The organism is Lactobacillus kimbladii (assembly GCF_014323605.1).
GTDB classification, from domain to species: domain Bacteria; phylum Bacillota; class Bacilli; order Lactobacillales; family Lactobacillaceae; genus Lactobacillus; species Lactobacillus kimbladii_B.
In genome coordinates, this window is sequence record NZ_SCMB01000006.1 from 60,713 (window position 1) to 81,078 (window position 20,366).

Genomic DNA, 20,366 nt, shown 5'->3' on the forward strand with positions numbered 1-20,366 from the left:
TGAAAAGAAAGTTTGGTGAAAAATATGGTAGATTTAATTAAATACGTACGAAAAGGTTTAGCTGATGCTCCCTCTAATCCGATTTTGAAGTTTTCAGATTATGCCGGCAAGATTCCGGATGTTGTAAAATTCACTCTTGGTGAGCCTGATTTCAACACTCCTGATCATATCAAAGAGGCAGCCAAAAGAGGAGTTGATGAAAATCACTCCCACTATGCTCCTTCAAATGGGACTATTGGCTTACGCAAGGCAGCCAGCCAGTTTTTGAGTAAAAAATATGGGCAAAACTATGATCCAGAAACTGAGGTTTTGGTTACCAATGGCGTAACTGAATCAATTTTTGATTCTGTGTTGGCTACTTTGAATCCTGGCGATATTATGGTTGTGCCAACTCCATTGTTTCCACTTTATATGACTGACGAGGGCGTTATTAATGAAGGCGTTGAAATCGTAAAAGTAAATACAGTAGACGACGGCTTTAAGCTGACACCAGAAAAATTGCAAAAGGTAATTGACAAGTATGGCGACCGGGTACGGATGTTGGTTATGAATTATCCTACCAATCCAACTGGGGTAATGTATAGTCAAGACGAATTGGATGCTTTAGCGGATGTTATTCGTGATAAGCCAATTTTCGCATTGTGTGACGAAATTTACAGTGAGTTGAACTATGATCAACCACACGCGTCAATGGAGAAATCATTGCATGACCAAGTTATTTTAATGAACGGCGTTTCCAAGTCATGGGCCATGACCGGTTACCGAATTGGTATTGTTTGTGCGCCAGAAAATATTTTGCAACAAATTGCAAAAGTTCACCAAGCAATAGTTACTACTGAGCCAACACCTATGCAAGATGCAGCTGAAGAGGCCTTTAAAAACGGTATGGATGACGCACTGCCAATGAAAGAAGAATTTCAAAAGCGGCGTGATGCTTTGTATTCCGGCCTAACCAAAATAGGTTTTGAGTGTGCTAAACCCCAAGGCGCATTCTACATTTTTGCTAAAATACCAGATGGTTTTGAACAGGATGATAATAAATTTATTTATGAGCTGGTTGACAAGGCAAAAGTTGCTGTTACAGCAGGTTCCAGTTTTAGTGAAGGCGGAGAAGGTTACATTAGATTTTCTTACGCTGTTTCAATGGATCAAATTGAAGAAGGACTGAAGCGACTAGAAAAGTTCGTTAAAGAAAATAAGAAGTAATATTTAAGAAAATTTTGCTTGCAATCACGTACGTTTTTCGGTATTATAATTAACGTGCGTGACGGAGGAGTAGCGAAGTGGCTAAACGCGGCGGTCTGTAAAACCGCTCTCTCTGAGTTCGGCGGTTCGAATCCACCCTCCTCCATTATCACTGGGTTATAGCCAAGCGGTAAGGCACTAGTTTTTGGTACTAGTATGCGCTGGTTCGAATCCAGCTAACCCAATAAAAAAGGCAACTCGTTAGAGTTGTCTTTTTGTTTGTTTAAGCTATGTTATTAACTTTGATATACTTATTTTTAGCGATTACGTAATATATCTTATTCTTTATTTTAATAGGAGTACCGTAGACCTTAACTGACTTGCCCTTTTTTAAAAGCAACTTGCGGACTCTTTTACCTTTTTTGTTATAAACGAATGAATTATGCTTAATTTTTTTCTTTTGTCCAGTAACATCTTGAGTGTTAACGTATATATTTTCACCAAGTTTGTAAAACTCTAATTCATTAATTTTTTTAGTACCAAAAGTTTCAACAATCATTCCTGCTTTAAGTTTAAACCCTTTAACGGGTTGGCCATTTTTGTCATAAACTTGAGCTGGATAATAAAGTGTAAAAGGAGTTTTAACTACCTCTTTAGCTTCTTGCGCTTCGGAACTAGAAGAATTAGCTACTCTTACTTCTGGAGTCACTGTTTTATTATTAGCCAAGGCTGGTTGCTCTCCATTAACTGCAACAGGGAACGAACCAGTATTTGGAATAGACTTACTGCTCCCATGATTAATATCATTCTTATTTACTGGAATATGAATATCATTAACAGTATCATCTAAATCAATATTTCCGGTTGTCCATGAAATAGGTTGAGTCACATAAGTGTCAGCGGGGCATTTAGCATCTTCTTGGTCATATAATTTAGCTAATTCTGCAACTGTAATAGGTTTTCCTGCAGGTTGAGCGACATTGCCACCAGCTACTGGTATAAACTTTTCATTTCCTATATTAGTAAAAGCGTCAGACTTGAGTCTATGTTTGCCTAAGCTAAGAATAAAGCCATTTAGATTTTTTCCCATGCCTTCAAACATGTTAGCCATTTCAAAGATGTTGCCAGTGTCCCAAAAACTCAAATTTAATTGATTTATGTTGGAATTTTTGAACATATAACTCATGTTGGTTACGTTGTAAGTTTGCCATTTTGTAATATCATTCAAATCGGCTGCACAAATCCCACTAAACATGTAACTCATGTTCTTAACGTTGCCAGTTTTCCAGTTAGCAAGTTTTAGAGTTGCTAATGAACTTGCACCTTCAAACATATGACTAAAATCGAAAACACTATCTGTTCTAAAGTTATCCATATTAACTGTGGTTAGACTTACATCATTTTTAAACATGCTGTTCATATCTCTGTTATTGATTGTAGTCCATGTACTTAAATCCAATGTTGTAAGTTTGGAATCATTTGCAAATAAACTACTCAAATCACTAGTTTCGGAAGCATCTACATTTTCAATATTAATGAATCCTTCTAAATTAGGTAGATTAGCAAATTTGCCACTTGAATTGCAGGCGAGTTGAACTTTAAGGGGTAAACCATAATCTGCTATTACCTGTTCGAAAGCAATATAGTGAACTTCATTAGCGTTAATTATCTGACTAATTGGCTTAGAAGACAGTATTCCACCTTTAATTGTCAGTGTTTTAGTACTTGGATTAAAAGTCCATTCACATTCGTTATCCTTGCCATGATTGTTATTCTTTTCCTCTTGTGAATTAATTTTTTTGTTATTTTTCACGAATGAATAATTTGTGTCAGTAGAAATTTTAGTCGTAGTAGAAGTTTCACTAGTATTGGCATATACCGATTTTTCACTAGTCGCTAACGAAACTCCTAACAAAGCACTTGCAATTATACCATAAGAAAATAACTTAAATTTGTTATTTATTGCAAAATAATAATTGTTATTTTTCCCCATTCTGTGTTTTGACTTTAGCATAATTAAAACCTCTATATGTAATTTATACATTTACCTTTATAATAGGGTATACAGTATTTATTGATGTTGGTCAAACTTTTTATTTGGTAAAATAAGAGCTTTTTGTTATTTTAAATAATTGAAAAAAGTTATTATTACTTATGGTTAAATAATATTTAAAAATGCTATTTTGTATAAAAACGTTATTTATAAAAATGTATATATTTGCTATGAAACAAAATTTTTAAATAATCATTTTTGAATACATATGTTAAAAAATATAGAATAATATTATTAGAAATTATTATTTTTTTTATTTAAAACTAATCGTTAAGTTTAACCTTTTTTTGTGTAGTAATAGTACAATAGAGGAGCTAACTTTGATTAAGAAGGGAAATATATGTCAAGACTTGTGCGAGTTGGTGCCGGAGGTAAAGAAATTAGCTGGCATAATGCCTTAAATGATTTGCGTGCTGATGATGTATTGCTTTTGGAACCTGGATTTTATGAAATACCTGCAGGAATTTTTTTATCTGATATCACTATTAAAGGAACTGGCAATCTTCCTGAAGACACAACAATACTTGGTTATCTGAATGTAGATGCCGGGAGTCAATTTGTTAATTTAGAAAATTTGTGTGTTAATACTGTAAATGATGCCAACAGCTTGTTTATACCTGCTGAAGCTAATACTTTTTTGTCGTTACGCAACTGTATTGTCAAAGGCTTTGGTGGTGATACGGCTACAATAGCTGCTAACGGTAAAGTGACACTGGAGTTATTTTCGACAGTAATTATGAATGGCTCTGTTTCTTTATTTGCTGATTCCAATTTTCGCTTAGAAATGAATGATTCGACTATCAAGAATGTTGTTCAAGATATTGGAGCTTTGGCACTGGAAGGCCATGGCACTGCTATTATCAATAATTCTCGTATCCATGGCAGTATTGATACTTTTAAAAAGTCAAATGTTGAATTAGATATAAATAACACCGTTGTTTCCTCACTTCTTATTCAGGGACAGGCTTGGGTAAACATGCTTAACAGCAAGCTTTTGTCACAAGAGGATACTGGAATGTTTATAACCGAGGAGACTTGGATTAATATCATTGGCAGTGAGTTTAAAGGTGGCTTTTACTGCGAAAAAAGCCCACATATCATAATCCAGAACAGCAGAATAAACCGCTTAATTGCCACAGGTGAAGCGAAGATCACACTTAACAATTCTGTTATTGCCAATCATGCTGATTTTCAGAATGAGGTTGAGTGCAATTCAAGACGTGTAACGTTCAATGGTGGCAATGAGTATGAGTATTTCTTAGCTCTAAGCGATCAGGCTCAGTTTGAAGGACATGATCTTATCTTTAATTCTAATGGTGCAAATCTGGCTGTTGAAAATCAGGCACACTTGCATGCCAGCGTGATTGCTACAAGTGATGATTCAATAACGGTAGAATGTGGGCAAAATGCTGAATTTCGCTTATGGGGTATGAAGTGGACCACTAAAAAGAATTAAGTTGATTATTTTTAATTTGTAAGGTATCATGCAGAGTAGACCAATTTGAATTATAATAAGATGTGTAAGGGGGGTGCATTCATGGAAGAACCAATGTACATCAAGATTCATAATCAAATTAAACGTGAAATAGAAAATCATAATTACAAAGTTGGGAGTAAAATTCCAGCCGAAAGGCAGTTAGCCCAAAAATTTGGTGTTTCTCGCATGACGTTGCGACAGGCAATTAAAACTTTGGAAGATGAAGGTATTTTAGAGCAACGTGTTGGTAGCGGTACATATGTTGCTAACCAAAAAGTGCAGGAAAAAATGTCGGGAATCATGTCCTTTACCGATATTACGCATGCAAATGGTCAAACACCCTCTAGTAAGTTGATTTCTTATCGTTTTGGCAAACCTTCTTTATCAGAGATGGAACGACTGGATTTGGATGATACACAAGAAGTTTTGCGAATGGAACGTATTCGTTATGCAGATGATGTTCCCATTTGCTATGAAGTCGTATCTATTCCGCATAGTTTGATTTTAAATATGTCAAAAGCCGATATTTCTTCACATTTATATCAAACTTTAGAAAAAAGTGGTTATACAATAGGACGTGTAACCGAATATATTTCTGCAGCTGTAGCAAACGAAAATGCAGCTAGATTGCTTGATGCAAAAAAAGGTGAAGCGTTAATTACTCGTTTGCAAGTAACAGAGCTTTCTAATGGCGTACCGTTTGAGTACACTAGAGCCAGCTATGTTGCAGATCGTTTTGAATTTACTTTTGCAAAATAAAAACTCTGAATTAACTTTGTTAGTTAGTTCAGAGTTCTTTTTTATTTTAAATCATCTTTAATTTTAGTAGTGGAAATTCCTGGAGTGCGAGGCAAATAGACTACATTGCAGTATGGTTTTAAAAAATCAAATTTACCACTCCAATCATTACCCATTACAAAGGTATCAATATCATATTTTTGGATATCACTTGTCTTTTGTTCCCAGTCCTTTTCGGGAATAACCTGGTCCACGTAACGAATAGCTTCAAGAATATATTTTCTTTCAGCATAGCTATTATACGATTCCTTGTGTTTTTGGAGTTGATTGAACTCATCGGTAGATAATCCCACAATAAGATAGTCCCCTAATTCACGGGCGCGTTTCAGCAGGCGGACGTGACCATAATGCAGTAAATCAAATGTACCATAAGTAATTATTTTTTTCATAGTTCCAGTACTCCTATTAATTTGACGAGTTAATAGTATCATATTTATAGAAAAGGTAAAGCGTATCCTCAATTCGATATTATTTTGATAAAATAAAGTAAATTGAGGATTAGGAGATATAGTTATGACTAAAGTAAATGTTTTAGGAGTTAGTTTCGATAATAAAAGTTTTAACCAGTTTCAAAATGAATTCGTTGGTAGAATCAATGCACATCAGTCAACCTTTATAGTTACTGCCAATCCTGAAATTGTTATGTCAGCTAATGAAAATCCTGAATTTATGAAGATTTTAACTTATGATGCTGACTATATCACCGCTGATGGCATTGGAATTGTAAAAGCAAGTCACATATTAGGAGAGCCACTTAAAGAAAGGGTAACAGGTTATGATCTATTTTCTTGGTTAATGAAGTTGGCAAATGAACGTAGATTAAGAGTATATCTTATCGGGGCTCGACCCGAGGTAATTCATGCTATTCAAGGAAAAATTGCCAGGGACTATTCTGATATTCAGTTGGTAGGAGCTGAGGACGGCTATTTTAAGGAAGATTTGGAACTTGTTGCCTACCAGATAGAACGTACAGAACCTGACCTGGTTTTCGCTGCCCTGGGTTCTCCTCGTCAAGAACAGCTCTTGTCTGTTTTGCGAAGAAATCTGCTACCTGCCCTTATGATGGGAGTGGGAGGCAGCTTTGATGTCTTTTCAGGCAAAGTCAAACGAGCTCCTCAAATTTGGCAGACTGTTCATTTAGAGTGGTTTTATCGTCTTCTTAAAAATCCTTCTCGGTTAAAGCGAATGATGATTTTACCACATTTTGTTCACGAAGTTTACCAGTCGAAAAAAGGAAAAGAATAATTATGAAGGTTTTGCATGTTAATGCTGGACTCGAAAATGGTGGTGGTCTGACCCACATCATTAATTTGCTAAAAGAAGCTAAAAATGAACAACGAAGTTTTACTTTATTATGTTTAGCCGACGGTCCAGTTGCTCAAGCAGCTCGCACGGCAAAGCTGGATGTACATGTTTTAGGGATAAAAAGTCGTTATGATTTAGGTGGCTTGAATAAGCTGGCTGATTTCATTAATAAAGGAAACTTTAATATAGTTCATACTCACGGGCCTAGGGCGAATTTATTCATGTCTTTAATTAGGCGAAAAATTACGGCTAAATGGTGCATAACTATTCATTCCAACCCCTATCTTGATTTTGCTGATCGTGGGTTAAAGGGCAAAATATTTACCAAAGCCAATTTGCATGCAATTAGCCAAGCAGATTGTATTTTTGCTGTTACCAAAAGATTTGCTAATTTATTAATTAAAAAAGTAAAAATTAACCCGGAAAAAGTACATGTAATATATAATGGCACTTTTTTTCATGAAGACAGCCAGATTCCTGCTAAATATGAACATCCCAACTTTAATATAGTAAATGTTGCCAGAGCCGAAAAAGTTAAGGGTCAGGCACTGCTGCTGCAAGCATTAAAAAAACTAAATAATGCCAATGTTCATTTATTTATTGTTGGGGATGGTACGGAGTTAAACTCCCTAAAAAATCTGGCGCAACAATTAAAATTGGGTCCACAAATAATTTTTCTAGGCTTTATGACGCATAAACAATTAAAAAATTTATATCGGCGTATGGACCTAGCGGTTTTAACCTCATATTCTGAGAGTTTTCCCTTAGTTTTATTGGAAGCAAGCGATAATCTTTTGCCGCTGTTGTCAACTGCAGTTGGAGATATTAAAGTAATGATACCGGATCAAAAGCATGGCTTTGTAGCTAATATTGGTGATGTAGATTCGATTTGCACTCAGTTAAAGCAGGCTGTAGACACTCCTAAAGAGCTGCTTAAAGAAATGGCTCAGCGTGAAAAAAGTTATGTTGCAGGACATTTTTCATTAAAACAACAGTTAGAAAGTATTTTGCTGGTATACAACAAGATTGAATAAATTACTAAGTTTGTTAAAAATCCACAAATGTTTATAATAAGAAAAAAATATTAGTGGATTTAGTTAAGAGGACAGAATGTTTTACCAAGAATTGGATAAAGATGACTCGTTAACTCTGCATACAGATTTGTATGAAATTAACATGATGTATACCTATTTTAAAAAAGGAATTTCGGAACGCAACGCGGTTTTTGAGGTTTACTACCGTAAAGAGCCTTTTGGCAATGGGTATTCTGTATATGCAGGATTAGAACACGTCATTTTATATTTACAAAACCTGAAATTTAAAGAAAGTGACTTAAAATATTTAAAAGAAGAAATTGGCTATGATGATGATTTTATTGATTATCTGCGCCAATTGAAGCTAAAGCTTACAGTAAGGTCGATGCCCGAAGGAGAAATTGCTTTTGCCAATGAACCTTTGCTTCAAGTTGAAGGGCCACTGGCTCAATGTCAATTAGTTGAAACCGCCATTTTAAACATTATTAATTATCAAACGTTGTTAGCAACTAAAGCTGCTCGTGTCAAGCTAGCCGTCCAAGGCGACGGTGTCATGGAATTTGGTACTAGACGTGCACAGGAAGCAGATGCTGCAATTTGGGGTACTCGTGCAGCTTATATCGGTGGTTTCGACTCAACCAGCAATGTTCGTGCCGGTAAGTTGTTTGGTATTCCCGTTTCTGGTACCCACGCTCATTCATTAGTTGAAGCATTTGGCAGTGAATATGAAGCGTTTAAAGCTTATGCAGAAACGCATAAAGACTGCGTTTTTCTTGTCGATACGTATGATACCGTCAGAAGTGGTGTACCAAATGCTATCCGTGTTGCCAATGAAATGGGTGATAGGATAAACTTTCAAGGCGTGCGCATAGATTCTGGTGACATGGCTTATATTTCCAAACAAGTTCGCCGTGAACTGGATAATGCCGGCTATACCAACGCCAAAATTTTTGCTTCAAATGATTTGGATGAAACGACGATTACCAGTTTGAAAATGCAGGGAGCCAAAATTGATGTTTGGGGCATTGGCACCAAATATATTACGGCTTATGACCAGCCAGCTTTAGGGGCCGTTTATAAATTGGTTTCAATTGAAGATGATCAGCACCATATGCGTGATACATTAAAAATTTCTTCAAATGTGGAAAAAGTCTCAACTCCTGGTAAAAAGCAGGTTTGGCGTATTTCAGCCAATACCGAAAAGAAAAATGAGGGTGACTGGATTGCACGTGCCGGTGTAGATCCGCGAAAATTTGATTCACTTTATATGTTTCATCCGCAATATACTTATATTAACAAAGTAGTAACGGATTATACTGCGGAGCCGCTTTTAAAAGATATTTTTGTGAATGGCCAGTTAAAATATCACAAGCCTAAATTAAGAGATATCAAAAACTTTTGTGCTGCTAATTTAGATGGTCTTTGGGATGAATATAAACGAAGCTTGAACCCACAGGAATACCCTGTCGATCTTTCTCAAGATTTGTATGACAGTAAAATGAATATCATTCAGGATATTCGGACAAATATTAACAAGGGAGATATCAGATGATGAGACCACTGCAAAAAGAAATAATAAAATATGAGCATGTTTTGCCTCAAATTGATCCACAAAAAGAAGTTAGACGTTCAGTTGATTTTTTAAAAGATTATCTCAAAGCAAATACCTTCTTAAAGTCTTATGTGCTGGGTATTTCTGGTGGGCAAGATTCCACGTTAGCAGGAAAATTATGCCAAATGGCAATTACAGAGATGCGCGCTGAAACGGGCGATAGTTCATATCAATTTATTGCAGTGCGCTTGCCTTATGGCGTTCAGGCCGATGCACAAGATGCACAAGATGCTGTAACATTTCAAAAGCCTGACCAGGATTTAACAGTCAATATTAAACCAGCTGTTGATGCTTTAGTAGCCAGTTTGAATGAAGCTGGGCAAGAAATTATAGATTTCAATAAAGGCAATATAAAAGCGCGCGAGCGTATGGTAGTCCAATATGCTATTGCTGGTGCTCACAATGGTGCGGTAGTTGGTACAGATCATGCGGCTGAAAATTTTAGCGGTTTTTATACTAAATACGGCGATGGTGCAGCGGACCTGACCCCACTTTTCCGTTTAGATAAACGTCAAGGTAAGCAGATGCTTAAATTTTTAAATTGTCCAGAGCACTTGTATCAAAAAGCGCCGACGGCAGATCTGGAAGAAAATAAGCCAGGTTTACCAGACGAGACTGCACTGGGAGTCAGTTACAGGGATGTTGATGATTATTTGGAAGGTCGGACGGTATCTGAAACAGCCGCAGCGAAAATCGAATCGCTATGGCGTAAAAGTGAACATAAGAGACACCTGCCTGTAACCATCTTTGATGATTTTTACCGTAAATAGAGATATTGAATTCTTTATTTATAAATTTTTTCAAGTTAACCAATTATTGACAAAAACTGTGCAAGTAGTACAATTACTGATAACTTAAGATATGTTTTTTAAGATTAGCAGTTCAAAGAGAGAATCGACTGGTGAAAAAGATTTACTGCTGCTTAAAAAGTGCTCCTTAAAGTTCAATAAATAAAATTAATTAAGAGGTAACAAGCACTGTTGCAATTGAGGTGGTACCGCGTTTAAAGGCGTCCTTAAGATAAGCAACGGTGTTTTTATTTTGACAAAAAGGGAGATATATTTGATGAAGAAACTGACAAGTTCAGAGTTTAGACAGATGTTTTTGGATTTCTTCAAACAGCACGGCCATATGGTATTGCCCAGTCAATCTTTAATCCCGCAGGATGATCCAACTTTGCTGTGGATCAATTCCGGTGTGGCAACGATGAAGAAATATTTTGACGGCTCAGTAGTGCCTAAGAATCACCGCATTACCAGTTCACAAAAGTCTATTAGAACCAATGATATTGAAAATGTGGGAAAAACTGCCAGACACCAAACTTTTTTTGAAATGTTGGGCAACTTTTCTGTGGGTGATTACTTCAAAAAGGAAGCAATTACCTGGGCTTGGGAATTTTTGACGAGCCCTGACTGGCTTGACTTAGATCAGGAAAAGCTATACTGCACTGTTTATCCTAAAGATACAGAAGCCCAAAAAATATGGTTACAAGTTGGCATGCCAGAAGATCATATTGTTAAATTAGAAGAAAATTTCTGGGATATTGGCGAAGGCCCTTGTGGTCCTGATTCCGAGATCTTTTATGATCGTGGTCAAGAAAATAACGATGTGGCGGAAGATGATCCAGAAAACTTCCCTGGTGGTGAAAACGCCCGTTATTTGGAAATTTGGAATATAGTCTTTTCACAATATAATCACTTAGCAAATGGCAAGTATGTTGATCAACCTCATAAGAATATTGATACCGGTATGGGCTTAGAGCGCGTTTTGTCTATTTTGCAAGATGCGCCAACTAACTTTGAAACTGACCTCTTTTTGCCGATTATCCATGAAACAGAAAAAATGACTGCTGCTAAAAAATATGGCACAAATAAGGCAGATACCACTGCTTTTAAGATTATTGCAGATCATGTGCGGACTGTAAGTTTTGCCATTGCAGATGGTGCACTGCCATCAAATACAGGGCGCGGCTATGTTTTACGGCGTTTGATTAGACGGGCAGATTTAAATGGCCAGCGTTTAGGTATCAAGGGTGCGTTTCTTTACAAGTTGGTTCCAGTAGTCGGCAAAATTATGGAGAGTCATTACCCAGAAGTGACAGAGCAAAAGGACTTTATTGCCAAAGTAATTAAGAACGAAGAAGAAAGATTCCAGTTAACTCTTGAGTCGGGATTAACTTTACTTGATGACTTGATTGCAAGTGCACAAAAGTCAGAAGATAAAACAATTACTGGTAAAGATGCATTCAAATTATTTGATACTTATGGGTTTCCTTATGAACTGACTTTTGAAACTGCACAGGATGCAGGTTTAAAGGTTGACCAAAAGGGTTTTGATGCCGAAATGGCAGCTCAAAAAGAACGTGCCCGTAAAGCTCGTGGTAATTTGCAATCAATGAGCTCTCAAGATGAAACTCTGATGAACTTAAAGGATAAGTCAGAATTTGAATATGGCGTTTATGAAGAAAAACACGCAAAATTAGTTGATATTATAGTTGATGATCAGTTAGTTGATAAAGCAGATGGCGATAATGCCGTTTTGATTTTTGATAAAACTCCTTTTTATGGTGAACGTGGTGGCCAGGTAGCCGATCATGGTAATATCTATAATCAGGAAGGGGAACTTGTTGCTCAGGTAACCGATGTACAACATGCGCCTAATGATCAAAATATGCACTTTGTCGATGTGATTTTACCTCTGACAAAAGGTGAGAAATATACTCTAAAGATCGACAGAGTTCGTCGCGAAGGTCTGCGCCATTCTCATACTGCCACGCACTTATTACATGCAGCTTTGAGAAGCGTACTTGGTGAACATACACATCAAGCAGGCAGTTTGGTTGACCCTGATTATTTACGTTTTGACTTTACTGCGCTTGAGCCAATGACTGAAAAGGAACTTAAATCAGTTGAGAACTTGGTAAACCAAAAAATCTGGGCGGCGATTGATGTCAAAACTACTATTACTGACCCTGATACTGGTAGAAAGATGGGTGCTCTAGCTTTATTTGACGGTAAATACGGTGATAAAGTCCGGGTTGTCCAAATAGCAGATTTCTCTATTGAATTCTGTGGTGGTACTCATTGTGCCAATACTAACCAAATAGGTATTTTTAAGATTATTTCTGAATCTGCTATTGGTGCAGGTATGAGAAGAATTGAAGCAGTAGTTTCCAAGAAAGCTTATGAGTACTTGGCCAGCAGATCACAATTGTTAGATGAAATCCAGGCAGAAGTAAAATCAACTAAACCAGAAGATATTATTGATAAGGTTGATTTGCTTGAAAAAGATCTGCATGACAGTCAAAAGCAGGTTGAGGACTTAAACTTGCAAATTAATCAAAGCAAGGCCAACTCTATTTTTGATAATGTAGAGCAAGCAGGTGATTTGTCTGTTATTGCACAAAAAGTTGATGTTAACGGAATGAATGATTTGCGTGAATTTGCCGATACTTGGAAGAGTGGCAAAAAGTCAGACGTGTTGGTTTTGGCGACTGCTAGTGACGGCAAGGCAAATATGATCATTAGTTTAGGTGATAAAGCCTTAGCGAAAGGCCTTAAAGCAGGTGATTTAATTAAGCAAGCTGCTCCAATCTTTGGCGGCGGTGGCGGCGGTCGACCAGATATGGCTCAAGCCGGAGGCAAAAAACCTGAAGGTCTTGAAAAGGCTATTCAGACAGTGATCACAGCGATTTCAAAAAATTAATTGATTGAGTTTATACTGTTTTTCAAGTAAAATTGTGCTAGGAGGATTGATTATGAGTTCGCTAGATAAGACAATGCACTTTGACTTTAATGAAAATAAAGGCAAAAACGTTCATGACACTCTGCAAGATGTTTATAATGCTCTGGAAGAGAAGGGCTATAATCCAGTTAATCAGATTGTCGGGTATTTGTTGTCTGGCGATCCAGCCTATATTCCACGGCATAATGATGCTCGTAATTTAATTTTAAAACACGAACGTGATGAAATTATTGAAGAGCTTGTCAAAAATTATCTTGGAAAAGATAAATAATGCGATTAGTTGGTTTAGATGTTGGATCAAAGACAGTAGGTGTTGCAGTCAGTGATGAATTATGCATCACTGCACAAATGCTTGAAACTATCCCTATTGATGAAACGCGTTATAATTTTGGTATGCGTGCAATTAAAAAGATTGTGCGCCAATATGAACCAGCGGGTTTTGTTTTAGGTTTGCCCAAAAATATGGATGGATCTTCTGGCGTTGCGGTTGCGCGAAGTAAGGCATACGGTGAAAGGCTTGAAAAGAAGTTTGGTTTGCCAGTGCATTATTCTGATGAGAGACTAACTACAGTTGAATCTGAACGTGTTTTAGTTGAAGAAGCAGATATGCACAACCGCCATCAACGTAAAAAAGTGATTGACCAAATGGCCGCTGTCTTGATTTTACAAAATTATTTGGATCTAAACCGAAAGGATTAATATGACACAAGAAGTTAACGGTGATGACCGTCAAATTACCTTGATTGATGATCAAGGCAACGAAGAATTATATGAAATTTTATTTACATTTCATTCTGATGATTATGATAAATCATATGTTCTGCTTTATCCGGCAGCTGCCAGTGATGATGAGGAAATTGAAGTTTTGGCTTTTAGTTATGACTCCGATTCCGAAGGTGATGTCACTAGCAGTGATTTACACGAGATTGAAGCAGATGATGAATGGAATATGGTCCAAGGAGTTTTGAACACATTTTTGGACGACGACCGATTAAGTGGTGAATAAAAAAGACTGGCTGGGCCAGCCTTTTTTATTCAAGATTAATTATTTAGAAACTAATGAATGATAAGATATTAGAAACTTTAGAATTTGCAAAAATTACTGAACAACTGCAACAAATGGCGATTACTACACCAGCTAAAATGGCAGCTTTTAATCTTGTACCAAGTGATGACTTTGCTCAAGTAAAACTTGCACTGAAGCAGACTTTGGCGGGTGCTGAAATTTTGCGGATCAAGGGACAACTGCCTTTAACGGATTTTGCTGATGTTGAGCCGAGTATTAAGCGTTTGCGAATCAAAGCAAATTTGAATGCAAAGGAATTAGGCAACTTATTGCTGGTTTTAGCACTTGCTAATGAAATCAACGACTTTTTTAGTGAAGATGATAAAGAAAAACTGAATTTAGCAGCAATAGACTCTATTTTGGCAAAACTAGATGTGCCTCAATCACTGTTCAAGCAGCTTAGTCGTTCGCTGGATTTTGACGGGGAAGTTCTTGATACTGCATCTGCTGAATTATCCCATTTACGTCACGAAATCAAAAATAATGATGCAGAAATTAAAGATAAAATGGACAGCTACACAAAAGGAAATAGTAGCAAGTACTTATCCGAACAGATCGTGACTATTCGTGATGACCGTTATGTTATTCCAGTTAAACAAGAGTATCGTAATAAATTTGGTGGTGTCGTTCACGATCAGAGTGCTAGTGGTCAAACTTTATTTATTGAACCAAGTGCAGTTTTAAATCTTAACAATCGTCAGCAAAATCTTTTGGCGCAAGAAAAAAGGGAGATTAGCCGGATTTTACGTAATCTGTCAGATTTAGTACGTGCCGAAGCTGACAGCATTGATACAATTGCAAGTTCCTTGGTTGAACTTGATTTTATCCAAGCAAAAGCAAAGCTGGCTCATGTCATGAAAGCTACCGAACCGAAGTTGACTCATAACCAGTCATTACTATTTTTGCAGGCACGACATCCTTTAATTGACCCTAAAAAAGTCGTTGCCAACGACATACGACTTGGTGAAGATTACGATACTATATTAATTACTGGCCCCAACACTGGTGGGAAAACCATTACATTAAAAACAGTAGGGATATTGCAGCTAATGGTGCAATCAGGTCTGTTTATTCCAGTTGCAGAAGGAAGCAAAGCAGGTGTGTTCAAAGACATTTGTGCTGATATTGGAGATGAACAATCTATTGAGCAATCGCTTAGTACTTTCTCCTCACATATTAACGGTATTGTTAAAATAATGAAAAGCGTCAATGCTGAAACTCTTGTTTTGATTGATGAAATTGGAGCTGGGACTGACCCAGAAGAAGGAGCAAGTCTTGCAATCAGTATTTTGGATTTCTTACGTCAAAAGAAGGCCAAAATAATCGTCACAACACACTACCCAGAACTCAAACTTTATGGTTATAATCGGGAAAGAACGACTAACGCTTCAATGGAGTTTGATCTAAAAACACTGTCTCCAACCTATCGTTTACAGATCGGTATTCCAGGTCACAGTAACGCCTTTGCTATTGCCCGCAGGCTGGGGATGCGTGAGGATGTGGTTAAAAAAGCTCAAGAATTAATGAGTGATGAAAATGTTGATATTAACCAAATGATTACTGAGTTGACAAAACAAATCAAAGCTGCTTCGGATGCTCGCAGTCATTTAACAACTAGTCTTGATTGGGCTAAAAAACTTGAAATAAAATTGCAACAGGCTTTGGATTGGTATAATCAGCGTGTGCAAAAGCAACTGGAATTTGCACAAGAAAGAGCTAATGAAGTAGTCACAAAAAGTCGTAAAAAGGCTGATAAAATCATAGAGCAGCTTGAACAGCAAAAGGGCAAAGTTAAACAAAATGAAATTATTGCTGCTAAAGGTGAATTTAATCAGCTTGAACGGCAAAATGAAAATTTGGCTCATAATCGCGTTTTGCAACGCGAAAAGAGACGTCACCATGTCAATGTAGGTGATAAGGTAAAAGTACTGTCTTACGGACAAACTGGCACTATTACCAAAAAATTATCCGAACATGAATATGAAGTCCAAATGGGTATCATTAAAGTAAAAGTTAGTGATCGAGACATAGAAAAAATCGGGTCACCAAAAGAATCACAATCTACTAAGCAAGTTCGCGCTATTAGTGCAAGCAGGCGGAACAATGTGAGAAGTGAGCTTGACTTGCGCGGTCAGCGTTATGATGAAGCGATGACTAATCTCGATCGCTATATAGATTCTGTACTGCTGGCAGGACTTGATGTTGTCACGATTATTCATGGAATTGGCACTGGCGCAATTAGAAAAGGAGTTTGGAAGTATCTAAAATCAAGCAAGCATGTGAAAAGCTTTAACTACGCTCCGGCAAATGAGGGTGGCAACGGAGCTACTATCGTGCATTTGCAATAAACTGATTTACTTGTAAAAAGTAAGTCTGCTTGCTATAATGAAAATATCAATAGATAACTATTTTTTCCTTAAAGGAGGTTTTTTCATGGTTGATGAGCTTACAGATCAAAACTTTGAAGAAGAAACAAAAGACGGCGTCGTTTTAACAGACTTTTGGGCAACCTGGTGTGGACCTTGTAAAATGCAATCACCAGTAGTTGATGAACTGGCTGAAGAGAGGCAAGACGTTAAATTTACTAAGATGGATGTTGATCAAAATAAAGAAGTACCTAGTTCCTTAGGAGTAATGGCAATTCCAACTTTATTAATTAAAAAGAATGGTGAAATTGTTGATCGTATTACCGGTTATACTCCAAAAGCAAAACTTAGTCAGATTTTGGATCAATATACAAAATAAAAAATTCCTGCATTTGCAGGAATTTTTTAATTGCTTTTTTCTTTTAATAAATCACGTATTTCCTTGAGATAGTCTTCAGCAGATGGACCAGCAGGTTGTTGCTTCTCATTGTGTATCATTACTTTATTGACAGCTTTGACTAGTAAGAAAACTATGAATGCTATAATCAGGAAATTAATTACAGTATTGATAAATTCACCGTATTTAAATGTGGCACCACCGGCTTTAAATACCAAATTGGATAGATCTATTTTTCCGATAAATAGCCCTAAAAGTGGGTTAATCAAATTATTTACCAAAGAATTAACAATGTTGGTAAAAGCTCCACCAATAATTACACCCACAGCTAGATCAATAACATTACCACGTTGAATAAATTCTTTAAATTCTCTAAGCATTTTATTTCCTCCATTCTTACTTTAATCATATTGCAAAAATAGCAAAAGACTAAATTATTTGTTTCTGGAAGTTTAATCAAACTTAGCGATTAATTTAACTTCTTTTTTTCGTTCATCAACATTGATTTCGCACTCAGTTGTGCGGCCAGTTTCCTTTTCAATTGCTTCTGCAATGATGCCGGCTTCGAGCGAAAACTCTTGACTGCCACTGTTAATCCGATCGGTCACATTTTGCCCCTTGAGTTTAAATATTTCTTCGTTGCGATGGGTTCTTGTCTTTTCTAAGCTACCGAATTCTGTGGTTGCAAAGAAGCTAACTACATCTTCAAATGACAACAAATCATATTTACGGGCAATTCGTTTGCCACCCCAATAAAGAATCGCTTCATTGTCTTTACCTAAAATCGTCGGCAGTAGGAAATCACGATAAAGTTGATTCACAAAATAAACATGTTCGTGTTGCTGGTTATTGTTTTGCATACAGAAATTCATCCCTTTTATTTTCTTATATTTTACCGTAAAATTGATTGAAGTATAAATTATTTAGGGAGACTTTTATAATGGATAACCGACCAATTGGCTTGCTAGATTCTGGTGTTGGCGGGTTGACAGTAGTCAAAAAAATTATTGCCAAAATGCCACATGAGGCGACCGTTTTTATTGGAGATAATGCTCATATTCCTTATGGTGATAAGTCTAAAGCGGAAATTATCGCGCTTACTAAGCAGAGTGTTAACTTTTTGCTGAGCAAAAATGTCAAACTGATTATTTTTGCATGTAACACAGCCACGGCAGTGGCTATGAAAGCTATTCAAAAAGAAATTGAACCGCAAATTATTGGCGTAATTCAGTCAGGTGCCGATGCAGCAGCAAATGCGACTAAAAATAAAAATATTGCAGTCGTGGCTACCAAGATGACTGTTGGCTTACACGCATATCAAAAGGAAATACAAGCACGTGATCCCGAAATAACTGTGAATGAAATAGCTGCCCCTCAAATTGTACCTCTAATTGAAAACAATGCGGGACATCAAGCTTATATGGCAGCACTTAAAAAGATTTTATTGCCAATAAACAATTTAGGTGTTGATACTCTAGTTTTAGGATGTACTCATTATCCGATTATTCGTAGTGAATTTGCTCAGTGCGTGAAACCGGCTGTACAAATAATTGACCCTGCTGATCAAGTTGCCCAGTATACATATAATATTATGAAACGTGATCAGATGTTCACGGACAGTTCAGCTAAAGGAAAGCACGAGTACTATACTACAGGTGATGTCAAAATGTTTGATGAACTTGGTAAAATAGTATTACAGGATGAGAAATTTAGTGCACAGCACCTTTAGTAAAGGAGAAAAAATGGAAATATTATTTGCTACTACCAATAAAGGAAAAGTCAAGGAACTAAAATCAGCTTTTAAAACGGCTGCAATTAACGTTACTCTCAAAACCAATGCTGATTTAGACAGACCGCCTGTAGTTGATGAATATGGAATAACTTTTGAGCAAAATGCTAAGCTTAAGGCCCACGAATTAGCAAATTATAGTCATATGTTAACAATAGCTGATGATTCTGGATTAATCGTTGATGCACTTGACGGTGCTCCCGGAGTTCATTCTGCGCGTTTTGCCGGCCCCGAACATAATGATCAAAAAAATAATGCTAAATTGCTGGCAGAACTTGGCGGAGTACCCTTAAAGAAACGGACCGCTAGATTTAACACTACAATCGTAGTGTCTAAACCTGGTCATTTTGAACAAGATTTGGTTGTTTCAGGACAATGCGAGGGTTTAATTTTACCTGCACCTCAAGGCGATGATGGATTTGGTTATGATCCGCTTTTTTATGTACCAGAAAAACAGAAAACCTTTGCTGAGATGACCATCGCTGAAAAAAACAGTCTTTCTCATCGGGGAAGAGCGATATCTCAACTGCTCAAAGAATTACCTAATTGGCTGGCTCAATTTGAATAAGTAAAAACTGATAAAAAGCGCAAGCAATATTTCAACAAGAATAATAATTTCGTTGAATTTACCTTATGTAATGTTTATCAGTTTTTATTTTATTCTGCCAGTAAAATTTTATTTTGAGGTAATATTTTTAAATATTGTGTTAGGTACACATCTTGCACTTCTTTTTCATGGCCAGGTTTAACTTGAAAATGAACAACATAATTGACAGTTTGTGCCGTTTGTTCTGTGATTCCAACTATTTTGGGTTTCTGTACTAAAAAATTAATATTAGTACTCAATTTATTATTTATTTGGCTAACAATATCATGAACTTTTGTGAAGTCATTATTAGCTTTAAGCTGCATTGTTATATCCAAACCGATGCCACCATGGGCCAGATTTTGTACTATTGAAATGTTGCGGTTAGGAATGTAGATAATAGAACCATCCGATCCTTTAAGTCTAGTAGTTCTTAAACCCAACTGTACTACAACTCCCGTTTGGTTGTTGATGGAAACAATGTCACCTACATCAAACTGGTCTTCGCTTAAGATAAAAAACCCATTAACTAAATCGCTGACAAAGCCTTGCGCTCCCATACCTAAAGCTAATGAAAAAATACCGGCACTTGCAAGCAGAGTTCCAATTGGAATGCCTAAAATAGATAATACCGCAAATAAGTAAAAGAAGATTACTGTATATTCAAAGATACTGTTAATTAATGCCGTAACAGTTTGTGTTCTCTTATTTTGCTTTTTTTTACTGCGCTTTAAATAATGGCTGATAATTTTTTTGCCAAAATGATCAATTAAGTAAAAAACTATGGATGAAATTGCTAACTGCCAGACAATTGCCAAAACTTGTTCACCCAGTCTGTCCCAGTTGAATTTGAGGACATTTTTGTTGATTTGAAATATTTTATTCATGGTAATTACCTTTCGTATATGCATATTAACTATAACAAAATATGACATATAGATTGAGATTAAAGCA

General features: G+C 36.6%; 20 protein-coding genes and 2 tRNA genes. 17 read left to right on the forward strand and 5 right to left on the reverse strand.

Features of this window, described 5'->3' with window-relative positions; all coding sequences use genetic code 11:
- Positions 1 to 24 precede the first annotated feature (24 nt).
- From ERK18_RS08400 to ERK18_RS08410, 3 genes are all read left to right on the forward strand, one after another.
- The gene (locus ERK18_RS08400; protein ID WP_187155086.1) at positions 25 to 1,206 is read left to right on the forward strand and encodes an aminotransferase class I/II-fold pyridoxal phosphate-dependent enzyme; all 1,182 of its coding nucleotides are present in this window, start codon (positions 25 to 27) and stop codon (positions 1,204 to 1,206) included.
- A 63-nt stretch (positions 1,207 to 1,269) separates the two neighbouring features.
- Positions 1,270 to 1,351 (forward strand) — tRNA-Tyr (locus ERK18_RS08405).
- A gap of 7 nt (positions 1,352 to 1,358) precedes the next feature.
- Positions 1,359 to 1,430: transfer RNA gene (locus tag ERK18_RS08410), tRNA-Gln, on the forward strand.
- Positions 1,431 to 1,468: 38 nt separating this feature from the next.
- Here ERK18_RS08410 and ERK18_RS08415 read toward each other — a convergent pair.
- Positions 1,469 to 3,199 (reverse strand): BspA family leucine-rich repeat surface protein, encoded by a 1,731-nt coding sequence (locus tag ERK18_RS08415; protein ID WP_187155087.1) that lies wholly within the window; start codon positions 3,197 to 3,199, stop codon positions 1,469 to 1,471.
- A 379-nt stretch (positions 3,200 to 3,578) separates the two neighbouring features.
- Here ERK18_RS08415 and ERK18_RS08420 point away from each other — a divergent pair, with 379 nt between their 5' ends.
- Together ERK18_RS08420 and ERK18_RS08425 are read left to right on the forward strand one after the other, a co-directional pair.
- Positions 3,579 to 4,694: a hypothetical protein gene (locus tag ERK18_RS08420; protein ID WP_187155088.1), complete on the forward strand. Its 1,116-nt coding sequence runs from the start codon at positions 3,579 to 3,581 to the stop codon at positions 4,692 to 4,694.
- 81 nt (positions 4,695 to 4,775) lie between these two features.
- Entirely contained in the window at positions 4,776 to 5,474 is a 699-nt protein-coding gene (locus tag ERK18_RS08425; protein WP_034980690.1) for a GntR family transcriptional regulator, read from the forward strand.
- 41 nt (positions 5,475 to 5,515) lie between these two features.
- On the opposite strand, the gene tagD is transcribed toward ERK18_RS08425, so the two are convergent.
- Positions 5,516 to 5,902 carry a glycerol-3-phosphate cytidylyltransferase gene (gene tagD, locus ERK18_RS08430; protein ID WP_034980692.1) on the reverse strand — a complete coding sequence of 129 codons (387 nt, stop codon included), beginning with the start codon at positions 5,900 to 5,902 and terminating at the stop codon, positions 5,516 to 5,518.
- 124 nt (positions 5,903 to 6,026) lie between these two features.
- Between tagD and ERK18_RS08435 the strand changes: the two genes are divergently transcribed.
- The 10 genes from ERK18_RS08435 (at position 6,027) to trxA (ending at position 17,019) form a co-directional block, all read left to right on the forward strand.
- Positions 6,027 to 6,758, forward strand: a complete 732-nt coding sequence (locus tag ERK18_RS08435) for a WecB/TagA/CpsF family glycosyltransferase (protein ID WP_187155089.1) — start codon at positions 6,027 to 6,029, stop codon at positions 6,756 to 6,758.
- Between the two features lie 2 nt (positions 6,759 to 6,760).
- The gene (locus ERK18_RS08440) at positions 6,761 to 7,852 is read left to right on the forward strand and encodes a glycosyltransferase (RefSeq protein WP_187155090.1); all 1,092 of its coding nucleotides are present in this window, start codon (positions 6,761 to 6,763) and stop codon (positions 7,850 to 7,852) included.
- Positions 7,853 to 7,928: 76 nt separating this feature from the next.
- A complete protein-coding gene (locus tag ERK18_RS08445) occupies positions 7,929 to 9,404 on the forward strand; it encodes a nicotinate phosphoribosyltransferase (RefSeq protein ID WP_187155091.1) in 1,476 nt (491 codons plus the stop codon).
- Entirely contained in the window at positions 9,404 to 10,234 is an 831-nt protein-coding gene (gene nadE, locus ERK18_RS08450) for an ammonia-dependent NAD(+) synthetase (protein WP_187155108.1), read from the forward strand. Before ERK18_RS08445 ends, nadE begins: the two co-directional genes overlap by 1 nt.
- 295 nt (positions 10,235 to 10,529) lie before the next feature.
- The gene (gene alaS, locus ERK18_RS08455; protein WP_187155092.1) at positions 10,530 to 13,169 is read left to right on the forward strand and encodes an alanine--tRNA ligase; all 2,640 of its coding nucleotides are present in this window, start codon (positions 10,530 to 10,532) and stop codon (positions 13,167 to 13,169) included.
- 52 nt (positions 13,170 to 13,221) lie between these two features.
- On the forward strand, positions 13,222 to 13,479 hold the full coding sequence (locus ERK18_RS08460) for an IreB family regulatory phosphoprotein (protein ID WP_038521496.1): 258 nt from the start codon (positions 13,222 to 13,224) through the stop codon (positions 13,477 to 13,479).
- Positions 13,479 to 13,907 carry a Holliday junction resolvase RuvX gene (gene ruvX / locus ERK18_RS08465; protein WP_187155093.1) on the forward strand — a complete coding sequence of 143 codons (429 nt, stop codon included), beginning with the start codon at positions 13,479 to 13,481 and terminating at the stop codon, positions 13,905 to 13,907. The genes ERK18_RS08460 and ruvX overlap by 1 nt, the downstream gene beginning before the upstream one ends.
- A gap of 1 nt (position 13,908) precedes the next feature.
- On the forward strand, positions 13,909 to 14,214 hold the full coding sequence (locus ERK18_RS08470; protein ID WP_034980709.1) for a DUF1292 domain-containing protein: 306 nt from the start codon (positions 13,909 to 13,911) through the stop codon (positions 14,212 to 14,214).
- A gap of 53 nt (positions 14,215 to 14,267) precedes the next feature.
- The gene (locus ERK18_RS08475; RefSeq protein WP_187155094.1) at positions 14,268 to 16,622 is read left to right on the forward strand and encodes an endonuclease MutS2; all 2,355 of its coding nucleotides are present in this window, start codon (positions 14,268 to 14,270) and stop codon (positions 16,620 to 16,622) included.
- Positions 16,623 to 16,707: 85 nt separating this feature from the next.
- Positions 16,708 to 17,019: a thioredoxin gene (trxA, locus tag ERK18_RS08480; protein ID WP_034980713.1), complete on the forward strand. Its 312-nt coding sequence runs from the start codon at positions 16,708 to 16,710 to the stop codon at positions 17,017 to 17,019.
- 26 nt (positions 17,020 to 17,045) lie between these two features.
- Here the strand turns inward: trxA and mscL are convergent, their stop codons facing one another.
- Together mscL and ERK18_RS08490 are read right to left on the reverse strand one after the other, a co-directional pair.
- A complete protein-coding gene (mscL, locus tag ERK18_RS08485) occupies positions 17,046 to 17,417 on the reverse strand; it encodes a large-conductance mechanosensitive channel protein MscL (RefSeq protein ID WP_187155095.1) in 372 nt (123 codons plus the stop codon).
- A 72-nt stretch (positions 17,418 to 17,489) separates the two neighbouring features.
- Positions 17,490 to 17,909, reverse strand: a complete 420-nt coding sequence (locus ERK18_RS08490) for a YslB family protein (RefSeq protein WP_261982459.1) — start codon at positions 17,907 to 17,909, stop codon at positions 17,490 to 17,492.
- A 68-nt stretch (positions 17,910 to 17,977) separates the two neighbouring features.
- On the opposite strand from ERK18_RS08490, the gene murI reads away from it, so the two are divergent.
- A complete protein-coding gene (gene murI, locus ERK18_RS08495) occupies positions 17,978 to 18,766 on the forward strand; it encodes a glutamate racemase (RefSeq protein WP_187155096.1) in 789 nt (262 codons plus the stop codon).
- A 13-nt stretch (positions 18,767 to 18,779) separates the two neighbouring features.
- The gene (locus ERK18_RS08500) at positions 18,780 to 19,394 is read left to right on the forward strand and encodes an XTP/dITP diphosphatase (protein WP_187155097.1); all 615 of its coding nucleotides are present in this window, start codon (positions 18,780 to 18,782) and stop codon (positions 19,392 to 19,394) included.
- A gap of 89 nt (positions 19,395 to 19,483) precedes the next feature.
- Here the strand turns inward: ERK18_RS08500 and ERK18_RS08505 are convergent, their stop codons facing one another.
- Positions 19,484 to 20,299, reverse strand: coding sequence for a mechanosensitive ion channel family protein (locus tag ERK18_RS08505; protein ID WP_187155098.1), 816 nt, complete (start codon positions 20,297 to 20,299; stop codon positions 19,484 to 19,486).
- Positions 20,300 to 20,366 lie beyond the last annotated feature (67 nt).